The sequence below is a fragment of the Streptomyces sp. GD-15H genome, assembly GCF_045291515.1.
Classification (GTDB): Bacteria; Actinomycetota; Actinomycetes; order Streptomycetales; family Streptomycetaceae; genus Streptomyces.
The window spans coordinates 5,729,606-5,746,975 of sequence record NZ_CP149447.1; the positions used below are offsets into that span (position 1 = coordinate 5,729,606).

General features: G+C 70.9%; 13 protein-coding genes, 2 tRNA genes and 2 pseudogenes. 11 read left to right on the forward strand and 6 right to left on the reverse strand.

The features are described 5' to 3' along the window. Positions 1-416: 416 nt before the first annotated feature. Positions 417-2,183: a TIGR03767 family metallophosphoesterase gene (locus WJ438_RS27060; RefSeq protein WP_406727534.1), complete on the forward strand. Its 1,767-nt coding sequence runs from the start codon at positions 417-419 to the stop codon at positions 2,181-2,183. Positions 2,184-2,920: 737 nt separating this feature from the next. Here WJ438_RS27060 and pepN read toward each other — a convergent pair. Continuing rightward, complete coding sequence (gene pepN, locus WJ438_RS27065) at positions 2,921-5,524, reverse strand: aminopeptidase N (protein ID WP_406727535.1); 2,604 nt, start codon at positions 5,522-5,524, stop codon at positions 2,921-2,923. A 149-nt stretch (positions 5,525-5,673) separates the two neighbouring features. Between pepN and WJ438_RS27070 the strand changes: the two genes are divergently transcribed. Then, positions 5,674-6,333: a DsbA family protein gene (locus tag WJ438_RS27070; protein ID WP_406727536.1), complete on the forward strand. Its 660-nt coding sequence runs from the start codon at positions 5,674-5,676 to the stop codon at positions 6,331-6,333. Positions 6,334-6,337: 4 nt separating this feature from the next. Here WJ438_RS27070 and WJ438_RS27075 read toward each other — a convergent pair whose 3' ends face one another. From WJ438_RS27075 to WJ438_RS27085, 3 genes and pseudogenes are all read right to left on the reverse strand, one after another. Further along, on the reverse strand, positions 6,338-6,580 hold the full coding sequence (locus WJ438_RS27075) for a hypothetical protein (protein WP_406727537.1): 243 nt from the start codon (positions 6,578-6,580) through the stop codon (positions 6,338-6,340). Between the two features lie 168 nt (positions 6,581-6,748). Continuing rightward, a pseudogene (locus tag WJ438_RS27080) lies at positions 6,749-6,928 on the reverse strand (superoxide dismutase); the annotation flags it as partial. A gap of 168 nt (positions 6,929-7,096) precedes the next feature. Beyond that, positions 7,097-8,482, reverse strand: a complete 1,386-nt coding sequence (locus WJ438_RS27085; protein ID WP_406727538.1) for an amino acid permease — start codon at positions 8,480-8,482, stop codon at positions 7,097-7,099. Positions 8,483-8,881: 399 nt separating this feature from the next. Here WJ438_RS27085 and WJ438_RS27090 point away from each other — a divergent pair, with 399 nt between their 5' ends. From WJ438_RS27090 to WJ438_RS27110, 5 genes are all read left to right on the forward strand, one after another. Further along, positions 8,882-9,487, forward strand: coding sequence for a biotin transporter BioY (locus WJ438_RS27090; protein WP_406727539.1), 606 nt, complete (start codon positions 8,882-8,884; stop codon positions 9,485-9,487). 197 nt (positions 9,488-9,684) lie between these two features. Beyond that, positions 9,685-10,170, forward strand: a complete 486-nt coding sequence (locus tag WJ438_RS27095) for a ribose-5-phosphate isomerase (RefSeq protein ID WP_406727540.1) — start codon at positions 9,685-9,687, stop codon at positions 10,168-10,170. Positions 10,171-10,248: 78 nt separating this feature from the next. Next, entirely contained in the window at positions 10,249-11,076 is an 828-nt protein-coding gene (locus WJ438_RS27100) for an Fpg/Nei family DNA glycosylase (protein WP_406727541.1), read from the forward strand. Positions 11,077-11,260: 184 nt separating this feature from the next. Next, positions 11,261-12,439 (forward strand): PP2C family protein-serine/threonine phosphatase, encoded by a 1,179-nt coding sequence (locus WJ438_RS27105; protein WP_406727542.1) that lies wholly within the window; start codon positions 11,261-11,263, stop codon positions 12,437-12,439. Positions 12,440-12,530: 91 nt separating this feature from the next. Next, entirely contained in the window at positions 12,531-13,025 is a 495-nt protein-coding gene (locus WJ438_RS27110; RefSeq protein ID WP_406727543.1) for an HD domain-containing protein, read from the forward strand. Here the strand turns inward: WJ438_RS27110 and WJ438_RS27115 are convergent. Further along, positions 13,022-14,229: pseudogene (locus WJ438_RS27115) on the reverse strand (acyltransferase family protein). The gene WJ438_RS27110 and the pseudogene WJ438_RS27115 sit on opposite strands and share 4 nt — an antisense overlap. Before the next feature lie 654 nt (positions 14,230-14,883). On the opposite strand from WJ438_RS27115, the gene WJ438_RS27120 reads away from it, so the two are divergent. After that, on the forward strand, positions 14,884-15,078 hold the full coding sequence (locus WJ438_RS27120) for a hypothetical protein (protein ID WP_109379105.1): 195 nt from the start codon (positions 14,884-14,886) through the stop codon (positions 15,076-15,078). A 20-nt stretch (positions 15,079-15,098) separates the two neighbouring features. After that, a complete protein-coding gene (locus WJ438_RS27125; protein ID WP_406727544.1) occupies positions 15,099-15,323 on the forward strand; it encodes a hypothetical protein in 225 nt (74 codons plus the stop codon). Between the two features lie 78 nt (positions 15,324-15,401). Here WJ438_RS27125 and WJ438_RS27130 read toward each other — a convergent pair. Further along, a tRNA-Gly gene (locus WJ438_RS27130) sits at positions 15,402-15,472 on the reverse strand. Positions 15,473-15,638: 166 nt separating this feature from the next. On the opposite strand from WJ438_RS27130, the gene WJ438_RS27135 reads away from it, so the two are divergent. Next, positions 15,639-15,715 (forward strand) — tRNA-Pro (locus WJ438_RS27135). Between the two features lie 167 nt (positions 15,716-15,882). Next, a complete protein-coding gene (gene tig / locus WJ438_RS27140) occupies positions 15,883-17,322 on the forward strand; it encodes a trigger factor (protein WP_406727545.1) in 1,440 nt (479 codons plus the stop codon). Positions 17,323-17,370: the final 48 nt, after the last annotated feature.

The following is a 17,370-nucleotide window of genomic DNA, read 5'->3' on the forward strand; positions in this document are numbered from 1 at the left end:
TGGCGGAGCTCGCTCCGACGTGGACCCGGATGGCGGAGCCGGCGCGGCGGTGGCCCGCAGTCTGCACCTCGGCCGTGCCACGTGCTTCCGCCGCCTGCGCCGCGGCATGCTGACACTGGCCGCGCGGCATGCCCACTGACGGCACCGATTGTGCTGTTTGTATGGAATCTCCAGAAATCCGCCGACCCGGCTCCTCCGTGAAGCGAACGCAACGTGACCGGTTCCGGGCCGCTGCGGAAGCGGGCGCCGACACACAGGGTGGGCCAAGATCCACGTACGGCGATCGGTGTCGCGCGTTGCCGCCGCGTTCACACGCAGGCCATTCCCGCTGCCAAGCATCAGTACGAGCGGGACGTTCGCCCGGCGAGCGCCCCGCGACCACTGCCGACGCGTTCGCACCCGGGGAGAGAAGCGCCATGTCGCGCACACGCTCAGTCGCCGACTCCACTGGACTCCACCGCCGTTCCGTCCTCGCCGCCACCGGTGCGGTGGCCCTCTCCGTCGGCCTCGGTTACGCCCTGCGGCCCGGCGCCGGCCAGGCCGCCGCCGCGGACACCGCCGTGGACGAGGCCGTGGCGGCCTCGTCCCGCCAGGCACCGGCCGCCCCGCTCGACCCGTACACCCGGGGCACCACCCTCGACGCGATGTCCGCCCCGCGCGGCGGCTCAGGCTCCGGCGTTTCCGGCTACCGGCGCCTCGACGAAGGGCAGGGCTGGGGGCGGGTGGTGCGCGGCGAGCTGGCCGCGGCCCGCTCCGGCCGGGACGACCGCCGCACCACGCTGGCGGCGTTCGTGCAACTCACCGACCTGCACCTGCTCGACGCGCAGCATCCGCTGCGCCTGGAGTACCTGCGCTCCGCCGACGTGCACGCCTGGCGACCCCAGGAGGCGCTCACCGTGCACGGCGCGGTCTCGCTCGTCGAGCGGATCAACGCGCTGCGCGGCGCCCCCGTCACCGGCTCCCCGCTGCACTTCGCGATGACCACCGGCGACAACACGGACAACAACGCCCGCTCCGAACTGGACTGGTTCCTGACGGTGCTCAGCGGCGGCCGCGTCACCCCCGACTCCGGGGACGCGCGCCACTACGAAGGCGTCCAGAACAGCGGTCTGCGGCAGTACTGGCAGCCGGACACCGCCGTCCGGGACGCCGACAAGCAGCTCGGCTTCCCGCACCTCGACGGCTTCCTCGCGGCGGCCGTCCGCGAGGTCGACAGCCCCGGCCTCCACGTTCCCTGGTACTCCACCGTCGGCAACCACGACACGATGCCGCTCGGCTGCTACGCCTCCCACGGCGACCCCTACCTCACCGAACTCGCCGTCGGCGGCCGGAAGCTGATGGAGATACCGGCGGCCGAGGCGAAGAAGCTCCAGCAGACCATCAGGAAGGCCACCGACCCCCGGGGCGTCCAGTACGGCGAGTTCCTGAAGTCCCACGCCCGTGCCATGCGTGCGGTCACCCCCGACGAGGCGCGTGCCCCGTTCACCCCCGCCGAGTACCTGAAGGCGCACCTGGACCCCGCGTACCGCGGATTCGGCCCGGTGGGTCACGGCTACACCGCCGCCAACCTCGACGAGGGCACCCAGTACTACTCGTTCCGCGTCTCCGACGACGTCCTCGGTATCAGCCTCGACACCACCGACCCGGGCGGCCACTACACGGGCTCCCTCGGCACGGCCCAACTGCGCTGGCTGGAGCGGACCCTGCGGAACGGCAAGGACTCCCGCGCGATCATCTTCAGCCACCACACCAGCGAGTCGATGACGAACACGCACCGCGACCCGGCCCGCCCCGACGAACGGCGCCACGACGGCAAGGAGCTCGTCGCGCTCCTCGGCCGGCACCGCAACGTGGTGGCCTGGGTCAACGGTCACATCCACCGCAACGCCATCACCCCGCACACCGGCTCCGCCGGCTCCTTCTGGGAGATCTCCACCGCCTCCCACGTCGACTTCCCCCACCTCGCCCGTGTCATCGAGCTGGTGGACAACGAGGACGGCACGCTGTCCCTCTTCACCACCCTGGTCGAGTCCGCGGCCCCTTCCCGCACGGACTACGACGACCTCACCCAGACCGGTCTGGCCGCCCTCTACCGCGAACTGTCCTACAACGCCCCGGGCGCCCGCACCGACCTCGGCGGCACTCCTCAGGACCGGAACACGGAACTCCTGCTCAAGGCGTAGGAAGCGGAAGCGGAGGTGGGACCGGTGGGACCGGCGGGGCGGGTGGGACCGGCGCACGGTGCGGGGCCGGGTCAGCGGGGCAGCACCACGACGTAGGCGGCAGCCCGTGGAGCGCAGCCGGCGCAGCCGCGGCACCAGCACGTCGAAGGCGTTCAGGGAGGGCAGCGGGGGAGCGGAGGAGAAGCCGTGCAGGGTCAGTGCGGCCAGCCCGGTGATCATCGCCTCGTCGTAGCGGGGCGCCGTCGAGTCGGCCGGGCCGGGCTGGTCGGGGACCCGCACGGACCGTTCCCGTGCCGTGTACATCAGCACCGCGTGCAGCCGCTCCTCGCTGGTCGGCGAGCCCGGGTGGAGCAGCACGACGCCGGGGAGGAGCCGCTGCCAGGCGCCGCCGGGGCGGCACCGGTCGGTGGTCTCCGCGGCGGAGACGCCGTGCGAGCGGAGCTGGGCGGTCGTCAGCACGCGCCGGGGCCGGCGGCGAGGTGGTGCAGGGGGCGGGGGAAGAGCGGGGTGTCGTGGTTCATGTCCGGCAATGTCCCCGCGCCGCCTCCGCCCCCGAACCGCTTTGACAGAGCCGTCGACAACCAGGGAAAAGGCCGCCCTGAAGGACGCTTGTTCGGATGCCGTAACCCCTGGCCCGTTCGGGTGGGACCAGGGGTTACGGCTGATATTGACTGAATTTCGTAACGGTCACGGAGCGCGTATCCCAGGGGTGGGATCGCGCCAGGAGCGGGTGGGCGTCAGCCCGCCGCCGCGTCGCACGCCTGGCCGCGCAGTGCCCGCGCCAGGTCGTCCCGGGCCTCCAGCACCAGACGGCGCAGCGCCGGGGCCGCGTCCTCGTGGGCCGCGAGCCACGCGTCCGTCGTGTCCAGCGTCGCCTGCGGGTCCTGCAGCGCGGGGAACAGGCCCCGCACCACGTCCATGCCGATCTGGATCGACCGCTCGCTCCACACCCGCTCGATCACCGCGAAGTACTTCTCCGTGTAAGGCGCGAGCAGCTCCCGCTGCGAGGGCTGGGCGAAGCCCGCGATCGTCGCCTCCACCAGCGCGTTGGACAGCTCGTCCGACTCCACGACCCGCTCCCACGCCTGTGCCTTCACCTCCGCCGACGGGCGGGCGGCCAGGCAGCGGACCTGGTGGCGTTTGCCGGAGGCGGTGTCGTCCCGGGCCAGCTCCTCGGCCAGTGCCTTCTCGTCGGCGAACCCATGCGCGGCCAGAGGCTCCAGGAACACCCAGCGCAGCTCCTGGTCGACGTCGAGCCCGTCGACCGTCACCGTGCCCGACAGCAGCTCCTGGAGCAGCTGGAAGTCGCCCGGCGCACCGGCCGACCGGGCGAAGAAGCGGGCCCAGGCCAGCTGCTGCTCGCTGCCCGGCGCGGCGGCCTCCAGCTCGCGCCGGGCGCCCTCGGCGAGCAGCCGGCCACCGGTCTCCCGCCAGGCGGGCGCCGCGTAGTGGACGAGCGCCGACTCGGCCCAGGCGTGCAGCATCTGGAGCACGCCGATGTCGGACTCGCGCCCGCCGAACCGCAGCACCAGGCCCACGAACTCCCGCGCGGGCAGCAGCGCGTCCCGCGTCATGTTCCACAGCGCCGACCAGCACAGGGCGCGGGCCAGGGGGTCGGTCAGCGCGCCCAGGTGCGCACGGAGCGTGGCCAGCGAGGTCTCGTCGAAGCGGATCTTGCAGTACGTCAGGTCGTCGTCGTTGACCAGCACCAGCTCGGGCGCCTCGGCACCCGCCAGCTCGGCGACGACCGTACGCGCCCCCTCGACGTCCGCCTCGGCGCGCGCGTACCGCTCGAGCGCGCCGTCGCCCGTGCGCCGGTACAGGCCCACCGCGACCCGGTGCGGGCGCAGTTCGGGGTGGGACTCGGCGGCCTCCTGCACCACCGCGAGTTCCTCGACCCTGCCGTCCGCGCGCAGCAGCACCTGGGGCGTCAGGGAGTTGACCCCTGCCGTCTGCAGCCAGGACCGCGTCCAGGCCGCCATGTCCCGTCCGCTGGTCTCCTCGAGCACCGACAGCAGGTCACCGAGGCGGGTGTTGCCGTAGGCGTGCCGCTTGAAGTAGCGCCGGGCGCCCTCCAGGAAGGCGTCCTGGCCGACGTACGCCACCAGTTGCTTCAGTACGGAGGCGCCCTTGGCGTACGTGATGCCGTCGAAGTTGAGCTTGGCGTCCTGGAGGTCGCGGATGTCGGCGGTGATCGGGTGGGTGGACGGCAACTGGTCCGCGCGGTACGCCCAGGCCTTGCGGCGGTTGGCGAAGGTGATCCAGCCGTCGGTGAAGCGGGTGGCGCCCACGAGCGAGAACGCGCCCATGAAGTCGGCGAAGGACTCCTTCAGCCACAGGTCGTCCCACCACTCCATGGTGACCAGGTCGCCGAACCACATGTGCGCCATCTCGTGCAGGATCACATTGGCCCGGGCCTCGTACGACGCCTGCGTGACCTTGCCGCGGAAGATGAACTCCTCCCGGAACGTGACGAGTCCGGGGTTCTCCATCGCGCCCAGGTTGTACTCGGGCACGAACGCCTGGTCGTACTTCCCGAAGGGGTACGGGTAGTCGACGTGGTCGTGGAAGAAGTCCAGGCCCTGCTTGGTCACCAGGAACACGTCGTCGGCGTCGAAGTGCGGCACGAGGCCCTTGCGGCACATCGCGCCGAGCGGGATCTCCAGCCGCGTGCCGTCGGGCAGTTCCCGCTCGTAGGTGTCCGTGACGTAGTGGTACGGGCCGGCGACCACGCACGTGATGTACGTCGAGATCGGCTTGGTCTCCGCGAACCGCCAGACACCGTCGGTGAGTTCGCCGACGCCGTTGCTCCACACCGTCCAGCCCTCGGGTGCCCGCACCTCGAAGCGGTAGGGGGCCTTGAGATCGGGCTGCTCGAAGTTGGCGAAGACCCGCCGGGCGTCGGCCGGCTCGTACTGGGTGTAGCAGTACACCTCGCCGTCCTCGGGGTCGACGAAGCGGTGCATGCCCTCGCCGGTGCGGGAGTACGCGCACTGGGCGTCGACGACCAGTTCGTTGTCGGCGGCCAGGTCCTCCAGCAGGATCCGGGAGCCGTCGAACACCTCCCCGGGGTCGAGGTCCCGGCCGTTGAGGGAGACGGCCGTCACGCTCGGCGCGATCAGGTCCGCGAAGCTGCTCGCGCCCGGCTCCGCGCAGCGGAACCGGAGGGTCGTCACCGAGCGGAAGGTGCGCGGCCCGACCGCGCCGTCCCCGCCGTCCGCGCCCGCTCCGCCGGTCCCGCCGGTCGCGGAGCGCAGGTCGAGGGACACCTCGTACCCGTCCACCGACAGGAGCGCGGCCCGCTCCCGGGCCTCGTCACGGGTCAGGTTCTCACCGGGCACGGGCGGACTCCTCATACGTCGTCGTCGACAGGGCTGGACAGCACCGATCCTGCCATGTGCCCCTGACCAGGGGCAGCCGGGAATGACCGGGAGGAGTTCAAGCGTTCCCCGGGGGCAACGCTTACCCCGCACTTCCCCTGAGGAGCGCCATGTCGGACACGTCCCCTTCCGCCGCCCCCGCCACTCCGGTCGACTTCTGGTTCGACCCGCTGTGCCCCTGGGCTTGGATGACCTCCCGCTGGATGGTGGAGGTGGAGAAGGTCCGGGACATCAAGGTCCGCTGGCACCTGATGAGCCTCGCGGTCCTCAACGAGGACAAGCTCGACGAGCTGCCCGAGGAGTACCGCGAGATGCTCGCGACCAAGGCGTGGGGGCCCGTCCGCGTCGTCGCCGCGGCCGAGCAGGAGCACGGCGCCGAGGTGCTCGGCGCCCTCTACACCGCGCTCGGCACCCGCATCCACAACCAGGACGGGGGCCCGGAGAAGGAGGTCGTCGCGGCCGCCCTGAAGGAGGTCGGCCTGCCCGACTCCCTCATGGAGCACTGGGACTCCACCCCGTACGAGCCCCAGCTGCGCGCCTCCCACCAGGAGGGCATCGACAAGGTCGGCCAGGACGTCGGCACCCCGGTCATCGCCGTGCCCGGCGCGGACGGCGAGCAGATCGCCTTCTTCGGCCCGGTCGTCACCCCCGCGCCCCAGGGCGAGGAGGCCGCCCGCCTCTGGGACGGCACCCTCGCCGTGGCCTCCGTCCCCGGTTTCTACGAGCTCAAGCGCACCCGCACGAAGGGCCCGGACTTCAGCAACCTGTGACGGGTCATTCCGGGACGGGCACGCGGACGGCCTTGGGGAACGGTTTCATGACGAACCCCGTGCGCAGGTTGCGGCACTGCTTGCCGGTGCCCGCGTCCAGCACGTTCTCGCAGAGCCAGAACTCGTTCACACCGGCGCGGCCCAGCCGCTCCTTGAGCCAGTCCTGCTCGGCCTTGTCGAGCTGACGATGCTGCTGGTCCGCGCCGCACGTCCAGCAGGGCAGCTTCATGGTCCTGGATGTCGTCATGGGGCACTCTGACCCAGAATGCCGGATACCGGAAGCCCCCGCGAGTCCTGTCCTCGCAGGGGCTTCCTTTTTCCGTCTGCCGGGTGAACGGTGAGAAGACGATCACGAGGCAGGACGCTCACCGGGACCTCACGGGCCCCCTGGGGTGCCGGGTCTCAGGGGCCGGCAGTCGACCGGGCCCCGCGACTCCTTGCCCCGCGCCGCCGCGAGCTGCTCCAGCGTGCCGTTGGCGCCCTTCACATGGGCCACGTGGTGCTTGTCGTGGTGCGGCTCGATGATCTCGGGGGTGAGCACCGGCGCGAGCGCGGAGTGGTCGTGCGGCAGGTCGGGCAGCGTGTGGACGGGCATGGGGGTTCCTTCGAACCTCTTATTGCAATAAGCCTGCAACTGCACGCTAGCAGCAGAAGGGGGGCGGATCGCGTGCCCGGGACGCACACGGGCATGAAAAAGGCCCTCACCCGGACGCGTCCGGGTGAGGGCCTTCGCCGTCGCGGGAAGGGGGCTTCGGGAAGGGCTTCAGCTCTCGGTGCCGGCCCGTTTCCGCTGCCAGGCGTAGCCCACGGCCGCCAGCACGACGATCATTCCGCCCGTCGAGTACAGCTGCACGCGCGTGCCCGGCTCGCGGGCCATGAGGAGGAAGACGCCCGCCATCCCGGCCAGCGCGATCCACGTCAGCCACGGGAACGCCCACATCCGCACCACCAGCTTCTCCGGCGCCTCGCGCTCCAGGACGCGGCGCAGCCGCAGCTGCGAGACGGCGATGAAGATCCAGACGACCAGGATCACCGCGCCGATCATGTTCAGCAGCCAGGAGAAGACGTCGTCGGGCCGCCAGTAGCTCAGCAGCACGCACAGGAACCCGAAGACCGAGGAGGCCAGTACGGCGAGCCGCGGCACCCCGCCCGACACCCGGCTCAGCGCCTTCGGGCCCTGCCCGCGCTCCACCAGGGAGTAGCCGATGCGCGAGGCGCCGTAGATGTTGGCGTTCATCGCGGACAGCAGCGCCACCAGCACCACGACGTTCATCAGCTGACCGGCGCCCGGGATGCCGAGGCGGTCCAGGGCGGCGACGTACGGGCCGCTCTCGACCACCGCCGGCGAGTCCCACGGGACCAGGGTCACGATGACCGCCATCGACCCGATGTAGAACAGCGCGATCCGCCACATCGCGGTACGGACCGCGAGGGCGACGCCCCTGACCGGGTTCTCCGACTCGGCCGCGGCGATGGTGACCGTCTCCAGGCCGCCGTACGCGAAGACGGAGGCGAGCAGGCCGATCACCAGCCCCTCGCCGCCGTTCGGAAACAGATCGGTGAGGTTCGAGGAGCCCGGGGAGTCGGTGCCCGGCAGTACGCCCGCGACGGCCAGCACCCCGAGCACCAGGAACAAGGAGATCGCGCCGACCTTCAACGCCGCGAACCAGAACTCGAACTCGCCGAAGTTCTTCACGGCCGCGAGGTTCGTGCCGCAGAAGACCACCATGAACAGCGCCACCCACGCCCACTCGGGCGTGCCCGGGAGCCAGCCGGTGACGATCTTCGCGGCGCCGATGCCCTCCAGGCCGACGGCCGTGCACAGCAGCACCCAGAACGACCAGCCCGCCGTGAATCCCGCCCAGGGCCCGATCGCCCGCTCGGCGTGCGCCGAGAAGGAACCGGACGACGGATACGCGGCCGACATCTCGCCGAGCATCCGCATCACCAGCATGACCAGCAGGCCGGAGAGGGTGTAGGCGAGGACGATCGACGGCCCGGCGGCCGCGATGCCCGCGCCGGAGCCGACGAACAGACCGGCCCCGATCACCCCGCCCAGGGCGATCATCGACAGATGGCGCTGCTTCAGGCCGTGGGAGAGGGATGCCTCCTCCCGCTGCGGCGGTGTCTCGACGGAGGCGCTGGGCACGGGCACGGCTCGTCCAATACGGGAGAAGGTGAAACTCCGTCAGTGTGGGTGGCCCCTTCCTTCCGAGGAGGGGCTGCCCACCATGTGGACACGTGTCACTCGGAGGGTGACGCTCCGGTTACCGTCGGGTGACCGGCAGGCCACCCGGCGGCGGGCCGGGCGCGGGACGCGGGCGGCCGGTTTGGCGGGACCCCACAGGCGCCACCCGGGCGGTCCCTGTGGGAGAGGCCATGTCAGCGCAGTGACCGGCATCACGCCGTTCCCCGGGTTACGCGCGTTCTTTGTCCGGAGCCCACCATCCGCGTACCGGCGCCTTTGTCGAGCGCTGACGGTGATCGGCGCGAGGGCGCTGGGATAGCGTCGCTGTCGTCCCCAGCCTCCTCACCCCGCGGAGTCCCCATGAGCACCGCTGCCGCCTCATCCGCCCTGCCCCAGGAAGGCGGGGCCCGCGTCGGTCTGGTCCTCGCCGACCTCGTCCCGGCCTCCCGCGTGAGGGACGTGGCCCTCGTGGTCGGCGGTGCCGCGCTCACCGGCGTCGCCGCCCAGCTCGCCGTCCCGATCCCCGGATCCCCGGTGCCGGTGACCGGCCAGACCTTCGCCGCGCTGCTCGTCGGCACCACCCTCGGCGCCCGGCGCGGTCTCCTCTCCCTCGCGCTGTACGCGCTGGCGGGCGTCGCGGGTGTGCCGTGGTTCGCCGAGGGAGCGTCCGGCTTCGGGGCGCCGTCGTTCGGCTACATCCTCGGCATGCTGCTGGCCGCGGTCGTCGTGGGCGCCCTGGCCCGTCGCGGCGCCGACCGCTCCGCGTGGCGGATGGCGGGCACCATGCTGCTCGGCTCGGCGGTCATCTACGCCGTCGGCGTGCCCTACCTGGCGCTGGCCACCGGCATGTCCGCCTCCGCCGCGATCGCGGCCGGCCTCACCCCGTTCCTCATCGGCGACGCCCTGAAGGCGGCCCTGGCGATGGGCGTGCTGCCCACCGCCTGGCGGTTCGTCAACAAGCGGTGACTCTTCGGTCGTGCCCGGAAGGGGCCGGCCGGGCGCACGCACAGCGCCCGGCCGGCCCCTTCTGCGTCCGTGATGTCCGTGACCTCCGTGGCGGCCAGGGCGTCCGCCCCGTCGGCGGCGTCCACCGCGCTGTGACCGGGAGCCGTGTCACATGCCCCCGCGCGCCTGCCCGCGATCCCGCGTGTCACACTCGGACCATGCGCGTGTACCTCGGTTCCGACCATGCCGGATACGAACTCAAGAACCACCTCGTCGAGTGGCTCAAGGACGCGGGTCACGAGCCCGTCGACTGCGGGCCGCACATCTACGACGCCCAGGACGACTACCCGCCCTTCTGCCTCCGCGCCGCCGAGCGGACCGCCGCCGACCCCGACGCCCTCGGCATCGTGATCGGTGGCTCCGGCAACGGTGAGCAGATCGCCGCGAACAAGGTGAAGGGCGTACGAGCGGCCCTGGCGTGGAGCGAGGAGACCGCGGCGCTGGGCCGCCAGCACAACAACGCCAACGTGGTCGCGGTGGGTGCGCGCATGCACACCTCGGACGAGGCGACGAAGTTCGTCGAGACCTTCCTCGACACCCCGTTCTCGGCCGACGAGCGTCACATCCGCCGCATCGACATGCTCGCGGACTACGAGACCACCGGCGACCTCCCCCCGATCCCGCCCCACCACCCCCAGCGGTAACCGCTAGGGGGCGAGGAAGGCGAGCGGTCCGGGACGGCCGAGCGGGCTGAGAGAGTCGAGAGGGAGGGGAACGAACCCGTGCCGGAGGGCCACACCATTCACCGGCTGGCCGAGGACTGCGCCGCGGCCTTCTCCGACGGCACCCCCCTCCGAGTCTCCAGCCCCCAGGGCAAGTTCAGCGACGCCGCCGCCCTCCTGGACCGAGCCGTCCTGCACACCGCCGAAGCCCACGGCAAGCACCTGTTCCTCGGCTTCCGGGAGCCCGACCCCGAGCACACCGACTGGGTCCACATCCATCTCGGCCTCTTCGGCAAGGTCGCGCTGGGCCCGGCCCCCGCACCCCCGCCCACGGACACCGTCCGGCTGCGCCTCACGCACCACGCGTCGTACGCCGATCTCCGCGGGCCCACCACCTGCGCCCTGATCACGGACACCGAGAAGCGGGCGGTACACGACCGTCTCGGCCCCGACCCCCTGCGCCCGGACGCGGACCCGGCCGCCGCGTACCGCATGATCAGCCGCAGCCGTACGACGATCGCCGCGCTCCTCATGGACCAGAAGATCATCGCCGGCGTGGGGAACGTCTACCGCGCCGAGGTCCTCTTCCGGCACCGTATCGACCCGTACCGCGCGGGCCGGGACATCACCCCCGCCGAGTGGGACGCCCTCTGGACCGACCTGGTCGGGCTCATGCGCGAGGGCGTCCGCAACAACCGGATCGACACCGTCCGCCCGGAACACACCCCGGAGGCGATGGGCCGCCCGCCGCGTGTCGACGACCACGGCGGTGAGGTGTATGTCTACCGCAGGGCCCATCAGCCCTGCCACATCTGCGGCGAGGGGATCCGCACCGCCGGCCTCGCCGCCCGCAACCTCTTCTGGTGCCCGGCCTGCCAGCACCGGTGAGGCCGGCCCGGCAGGGCGGGGCCGGTGCGCGACGAGCGGGCGGCGCGGGACGTCCGGCACGTTTTCCGCCGGACGTCCACGCGACGGCGCTCGGTGAAGTTCACTGTGAAGTCGGCCCCCGGACGGGGGACAACCAGGACCTCCCGTGCCAAGTGGTCGCTCCGATGGATAGGGTCCCGAACTGATGGCAGCAGGACGAGAGAGGCGCGCGGAAGCCGACACGCTCACCGCCCGGGTGAAGAAGCAGTGGCACCGGGCCCGCGTCGGCGTGCGCCGGGCTGCCGTCGACTACTTCCGCGGGGACGGCTCCGACTGGATAGCCCTCGCCGGACTGCTGCTGACGATCCCGCTCATCTCGGCCGCGACGCTCGCCAACTCCGTCTGGTTCGCCCCGTCCGCGCTGGTGCTGCCGATCGTCGCCGGCGGGCTGCTGCTCCGTCCGGCGAGCCTGCTCGGCCTGTACGCGGCGGCGGCGACGGCACTGATCGTGGAGGCCGTCCGACTCGGCCCGTACACCGAGGGCGCGTCCAGGGTGACCCCGGGCGTCGTCCTCGTCGTGGCCGCCTCCGGCTTCTTCGGACTGGTCGTCGCCCAGTTCCGCAGCCGGGTGGGCGTGCCCTGGCGGCGCGGCGGCACCATGCTCTTCGACCTGCGTGAACGCATCAGGGTGCAGAGCCAGTTGCCGGCCCTGCCGAGCGGATGGCATCGGGAGATGGCCCTGCGACCCGCCGGCGGCCAGTCCTTCTCCGGCGACTTCGTGGTCGCGGCCCGTACCAACGGCGGGCGCACGCTGGAGGTCGTCCTGACCAACGTGTCGGGCAAGGGCATGGACGCGGGCTCGCGCGCCCTGCTGCTGTCCGGCGCCTTCGGCGGCCTGCTCGGCAGCCTGCCGCCGCACGCCTTCCTGCCGGCCGCCAACGGCTACCTGCTCCGCCAGGAGTGGCAGGAGGGCTTCGCCACCTCCATCCACCTCGTCCTCGACCTGGACTCCGGCGACTACGAGTTGTACTCCGCCGGGCATCCGCCGGGCCTCCAACTCAGCGCGGGCAGCGGCCGCTGGGAGGAGAAGTCGGGCGACGGCCCGCTGCTGGGTGTGTACGACGGCGCCCAGTTCGACCCGGTGAAAGGCTCGCTGCGCTCCGGCGACGTGCTGATGCTGTTCACCGACGGCCTGGTGGAGACGTCGGACCGGGACATCGTCGAAGGCATCGACCGCCTCACCGGCGAGGCCGACCGCTACGTCGCCGGCGGCTTCCACGGAGCGGCCTGGCATCTCATCGAAGCGGTCGCCAAGGACGTCAACGACGACCGCGCGCTACTGCTGATCTGCCGCGAGGGCCCCACGGCCGCCACGCCCCGCTGACCCCGGCTCTCCGCGCCCGGACCGGCGCACTCCGTCACTCTCCTGCCCCGCCCGGCCCGTGCGGCATCCGGGCGCGGGGGACACTGGAGAGGTGACCGAGACACCGCGAAACCTGCTGACCCCCGCCCAGGTCGAGGCCATCGCCCGTGCCGTGCACGAGGGCCAGACCGACAAGGCGGGCATGCCGTACGCCGAACACCTCCGGGCCGTGGCCGAGGGCGTACGGGCCCGCGGCGGTGACGAGGAGCAGATCGCGGCGGCCTGGCTGCACGACGCCGTCGAGGACGGCAAACTGTCGGAGCAGTGGCTCAGGGAGGCGGCACTGACCCGGCGGACCCGGGACATCGTCCTCGCGGTCACCAAGCGGTCCGGGGAGCCGCCCGAGGCGTACGCGGCCCGCATCCTCGCGACCCCGGGTGCCCTGCTGGTGAAGGAGGCGGACCTGGCGCACAACGCCGACCCGGCGCGGCTGGCGGTGCTGGACGAGGCGACCCGTACCCGACTGGCCGAGAAGTACGCGCGGATGCGCACACTCCTCGGCCTCGTGGCGGGGGAGCGGGCCGACCGGCCCGCGCCGGCCGACTAGGCGGAGACCGTCTCCTGCGTCTCCTGCTTCTCCTGGCCGTCCCGCATCTCGCGGGGTTCGCGCGCGCGGTCGCGGGCCGGCTGCGCGGCATCCCGCGTGAAGGCCCATTCCATCTTCGGCTCCACCGCGAACCGGAAGACCCGCTGCACCGGCTTGGAACACAGGAACGTCACCAGGACGGCCGCGAAGACGGTCACGGCGACCGCGCCGATCGGCTCGTGCAGCACGGAGGGCTCGAACCAGCCCCGGTAGTCACCGGCCTTCACCACGAAACCGTGCAGCAGATAGCCGTAGAGCGTGCCCGCGCCGAGCGCGGTGAACCACATGTGGCGGCCCGGCACCCAGGCGAAGAAGCAGGCGGTCAGCAGCACGGAGCAGCCGAACATCGCCAGCATCATGACCGGACCGGCCCACCACGGGGCACCCAACTCCTGTGCGGAGTCACGGTGGTAGAACCACCCGGTGTGCATCCGCGGCACCGCCCACCAGCCGAAGGCCAGCGCCGCCGCGAACACCGGCACCGCCGCGATCCGTACCGACCGGCGGCGCACCAGCCGGAAGTGCTCGGGTTTCATGCACAGGCCGAGCACGAAGTACGGCAGGAACTGCAGGACCCGCTGCAGATCGAGGTCGTCGCCGATCTGGGGGAGACGCTCGCCAGCATGGCGATGCCGAGCGCGAGCGGCAGCGGGTGGCGCACCGCCTTCCAGATCGGTGTGGTCAGCCGCCAGATGAACAGCGCGCACAGGAACCAGGTGAGATACCAGGGGTCGAGGAGGCTGATCTCCTGCTGCGGGTCGTTGTCGATGACGCGCTTGAAGAGCGGGTACGTCGTCTCGAAGATGATGTACGGCACGGCGACGCCGGTGATCAGCCGCCGCAGCCGGTCGGGGCGCATGTCGAAACTGCGCGAGAAGAAGCCGGAGATGATGATGAAGGCCGGCATGTGGAACGAGTACACGACGGTGTACGCGGCTTCCATGGCCCGGCTGTCACCCTTGACGGGCTCCCAGAAGTGGCCCACGGCCACCAGTACGATCGCCAGGTACTTGGCGTTGTCGAAGAACGCGTCCCGCCGCTTGCCGGAGGTGACCTCCGTGTTCTGTATGTTCTCCGTGCGCGGGCCCGGCGCTTCGGAATCCGGCGGTTCGGCCGGGGGACGCGGCGTCCTGCGGTTGCCGTTCGGTCGCAGCGAGTCCGTCACCGAACCACCCGCCAGGAACTCGGGGAGGGGATCGGTGTGCTCGCTGCGCTTGCGGGGGACGAGGCAGCGTGGAACATCTGAGGCACCCTAGCGTTCGGCGTGGGTATTCGTAAAACTCCCACGTCATTCCTGTCATCGAATCCGGATACCCTCGTTCCGCGAATACAGACGGCTTTGTGGGCGTGACGGCCAACACACCGCGCGGGCAAGGGTTCCCCGTACTGCACGGGTCCCTCTTGTCGTCATCATTCCGGACGAAGTCACGTATATGCCCGTCGAGCGGGTCCAGTGGGATGTCCGTTTCGAGCCGCTTCGCGGGCTGCCGGGGGGCTCATCGGGATACGTGTGGGGGTAATTCGAAATAGTCGCGAACGCGTTATGTGGAGACGGCGACGATACGGTCGAATTGGCCGCACGGGGGTCGTGCCGAATTGCTGTGCGACGCCGCGCCGTTGGCTCCGTGCGTGTCCCGCACGTGCCGGGGCGGGGCCTCGCGCGGGGGGCCCGCACACGCGAGGCACGGCCGAGGTGAGTCGGACGATGCGTCACTCGCCGCATAGGACGGCTCTGTTGGTGGCACGATGGTTCTGGCGGGGTGCGCGGGGATGCGTCGCCCGGGCCGGCGAAGCGGACCGACCGAGGGTGTGATCAGTTGTGGCCATTTCACTGTCTGTCGTGGTGCTGTTGGCGATCGTCCTGGTAGTGCTGATCAGAGGGGGGTCGATCAAGGCCGGGCCCGCGATCGTCGCGATCCTCTTCGGCTTCTTCCTCGCCTCGACCGGCATGGCCCCGTCGATCAACCGCTTCCTCGACTCGATAGCGGACACGATCAGCTCGATCAGCTTCTGACCCCCGAGGACGCTCACGCGATGGCGGAGCCGGCACGTGCGGCACTGGGCGATGTCTGGCTCGACCGCCAGGTCTGCCGAGGAGGACCTGCTCCGGGACCGGGAGGCCCTGCTCAACAGCTCCGGCATGGAGTTCATGAAGCCGGCCTGGCCGACGAGAGCGCCACCGGCCTGATCTGCTGGCGCTGCGGCTACGTGCACCTCTTCGCCGACAAGGGCATCAAGCTCTACCGCGCCGACAAGTGACGAAGGCCGCGGAAGCGGCGGGGACGCGATCAAGGCCGGGTGAAGGGAAAATCCTCCACCCGGCCCTGAGCCCTGCAGAGCGGGCGACGGGAATCGAACCCGCGTAGCTAGTTTGGAAGACTAGGGCTCTACCATTGAGCTACGCCCGCAGGAGCGCACCGCGGGTCGTGAGGACCGCGGCACTGACAGGCATCGTAGCGGGTGGTGCGCCCTCGTCGCACACCCCGTGCCCACTCGGGTCCCGCCGCCGCACCACGCCCGCGATACGCGGAGGCCGGAGCGTGCGGCGGCATGTACCCTACGTGTCGCACCAGACGGGGTGTGGCGCAGCTTGGTAGCGCGTCCGCTTTGGGAGCGGAAGGCCGTGGGTTCAAATCCCGCCACCCCGACCAGTCACCCGATCACCACCGGTGATCGTCTTTTGGGCGCTGTAGTCGCTGCCGTTACTATGCAAGCTGCACGCCCGTGTGTCTCAGGTCTGAAGTCTCCGGGCGGCGAATCCGCCGGACCGCTCTGGTCCCGGCAGAATCCGAGAAGTCAGCCACAAGGAGACCGAACCGTGAAGAGCGCCGTGGAGACCCTGAACCCGACCCGGGTTCGGCTGACTGTCGAGGTGCCCTTCGAGGAGCTCAAGGACAGCCTCGACGCGGCGTACAAGAAGATCAACCAGCAGGTCACGGTGAAGGGCTTCCGCAAGGGCAAGGTCCCGGCCCGGGTCATCGACCAGCGCTTCGGCCGCGGTGCGGTGCTGGAGGAGGCGGTCAACGACGCCCTCCCGAAGTTCTACACCGACGCGGTCAACGAGGCCGAGCTGAACCCGCTGGGCCAGCCCGAGGTCGACATCACGGAGCTGAAGGACGGCGAGACGCTGAACTTCACCGCCGAGGTCGACATCCGCCCGACCATCGAGATCCCGGACTACTCCGGCATCGAGGTCGAGGTCGACGCCGTCGAGGTCACCGATGAGGACGTCGACAAGGCCGTCGAGGAACTGCGTGAGCGCTTCGCGTCCACCTCCCCGGTCGAGCGTGCCGCCGAGGACGGCGACGTCGTCACCATCGACCTGGAGGCCAAGGTCGAGGGCGAGGTGCTGGAGGACGGCATCGCCAACGGCGTCTCCTACACCATCGGCTCCGGTGAGCTGCTGGACGGCGTCGACGCCGCGGTGACGGGCCTGTCGGCCGACCAGGAGGCCACCTTCACCTCCGAGCTCAAGGGCGGCTCCGCGGCGGGCAAGGAGGCCGAGGTCACCGTCAAGGTCACCCAGGTCGCCAAGCGTGAGCTGCCCGAGCTGGACGACGAGTTCGCGCAGCTCGCCTCCGAGTTCGACACCCTCGAGGAGCTGCGCGCGGACAGCCGTAAGCGCCTGGAGGAGATGAAGCAGTACGACCAGGCCACGCAGGCCCAGGAGCGCGTCCTGGACAAGCTGCTCGAGCTGGTCGAGGTGCCCGTCCCCGAGAAGCTGCTCGAGGACGAGATCAACACCCGTAAGCACAATCTCGAGCACCACCAGCTCGGTCAGATGGGCCTCGACCTCGAGAAGTACCTGGAGATCCAGGGCAAGACGGCCGAGGAGTTCGACACCGAGACCCGCGAGGCGGCGATCAAGGGCATCAAGACCCAGTTCGTGCTCGACGAGCTCGTCAACCAGGAGAAGCTGAACGTCAACCAGGAGGAGCTCACCGAGCACCTCATGCGGCGTGCGGCCTCCTCCGGCATGTCCCCCGACCAGTTCGCCCAGGCGGTCGTCGAGGGCGGCCAGGTTCCGCTCCTGGTCGGCGAGGTCGCCCGCGGCAAGGCCCTGGCCGCCGTGGTCGAGAAGGCCACGGTCAAGGACACCAACGGCGAGATCATCGACCTCGAGGACGAGGAAGAGGACGAGACGGAGGCCGGCGAGGCCACCGCCGAGTCCACCGAGGCCGCCGAGGACAAGGCCGAGGCCACCGAGGCCAAGGCCGAAGCCAAGACCGACAAGGCCGAGGAGAAGACCGAGGACTGATCCTCGCTTCGCCTCTGACGGACGTACGACGGGCTCCGGACCAATCAG

Excerpts from the sequence above, each read along its gene's own strand:
- WJ438_RS27060 (WP_406727534.1), top strand. The coding sequence starts at position 417 with ATGTCGCGCACACGCTCAGTCGCCGACTCCACTGGACTCCACCGCCGT.
- WJ438_RS27070 (WP_406727536.1), top strand. The coding sequence starts at position 5,674 with ATGTCGGACACGTCCCCTTCCGCCGCCCCCGCCACTCCGGTCGACTTC.
- WJ438_RS27075 (WP_406727537.1), bottom strand. The coding sequence starts at position 6,580 with ATGACGACATCCAGGACCATGAAGCTGCCCTGCTGGACGTGCGGCGCG.
- WJ438_RS27090 (WP_406727539.1), top strand. The coding sequence starts at position 8,882 with ATGAGCACCGCTGCCGCCTCATCCGCCCTGCCCCAGGAAGGCGGGGCC.
- WJ438_RS27095 (WP_406727540.1), top strand. The coding sequence starts at position 9,685 with ATGCGCGTGTACCTCGGTTCCGACCATGCCGGATACGAACTCAAGAAC.
- WJ438_RS27105 (WP_406727542.1), top strand. The coding sequence starts at position 11,261 with ATGGCAGCAGGACGAGAGAGGCGCGCGGAAGCCGACACGCTCACCGCC.
- WJ438_RS27125 (WP_406727544.1), top strand. The coding sequence starts at position 15,099 with ATGGCGGAGCCGGCACGTGCGGCACTGGGCGATGTCTGGCTCGACCGC.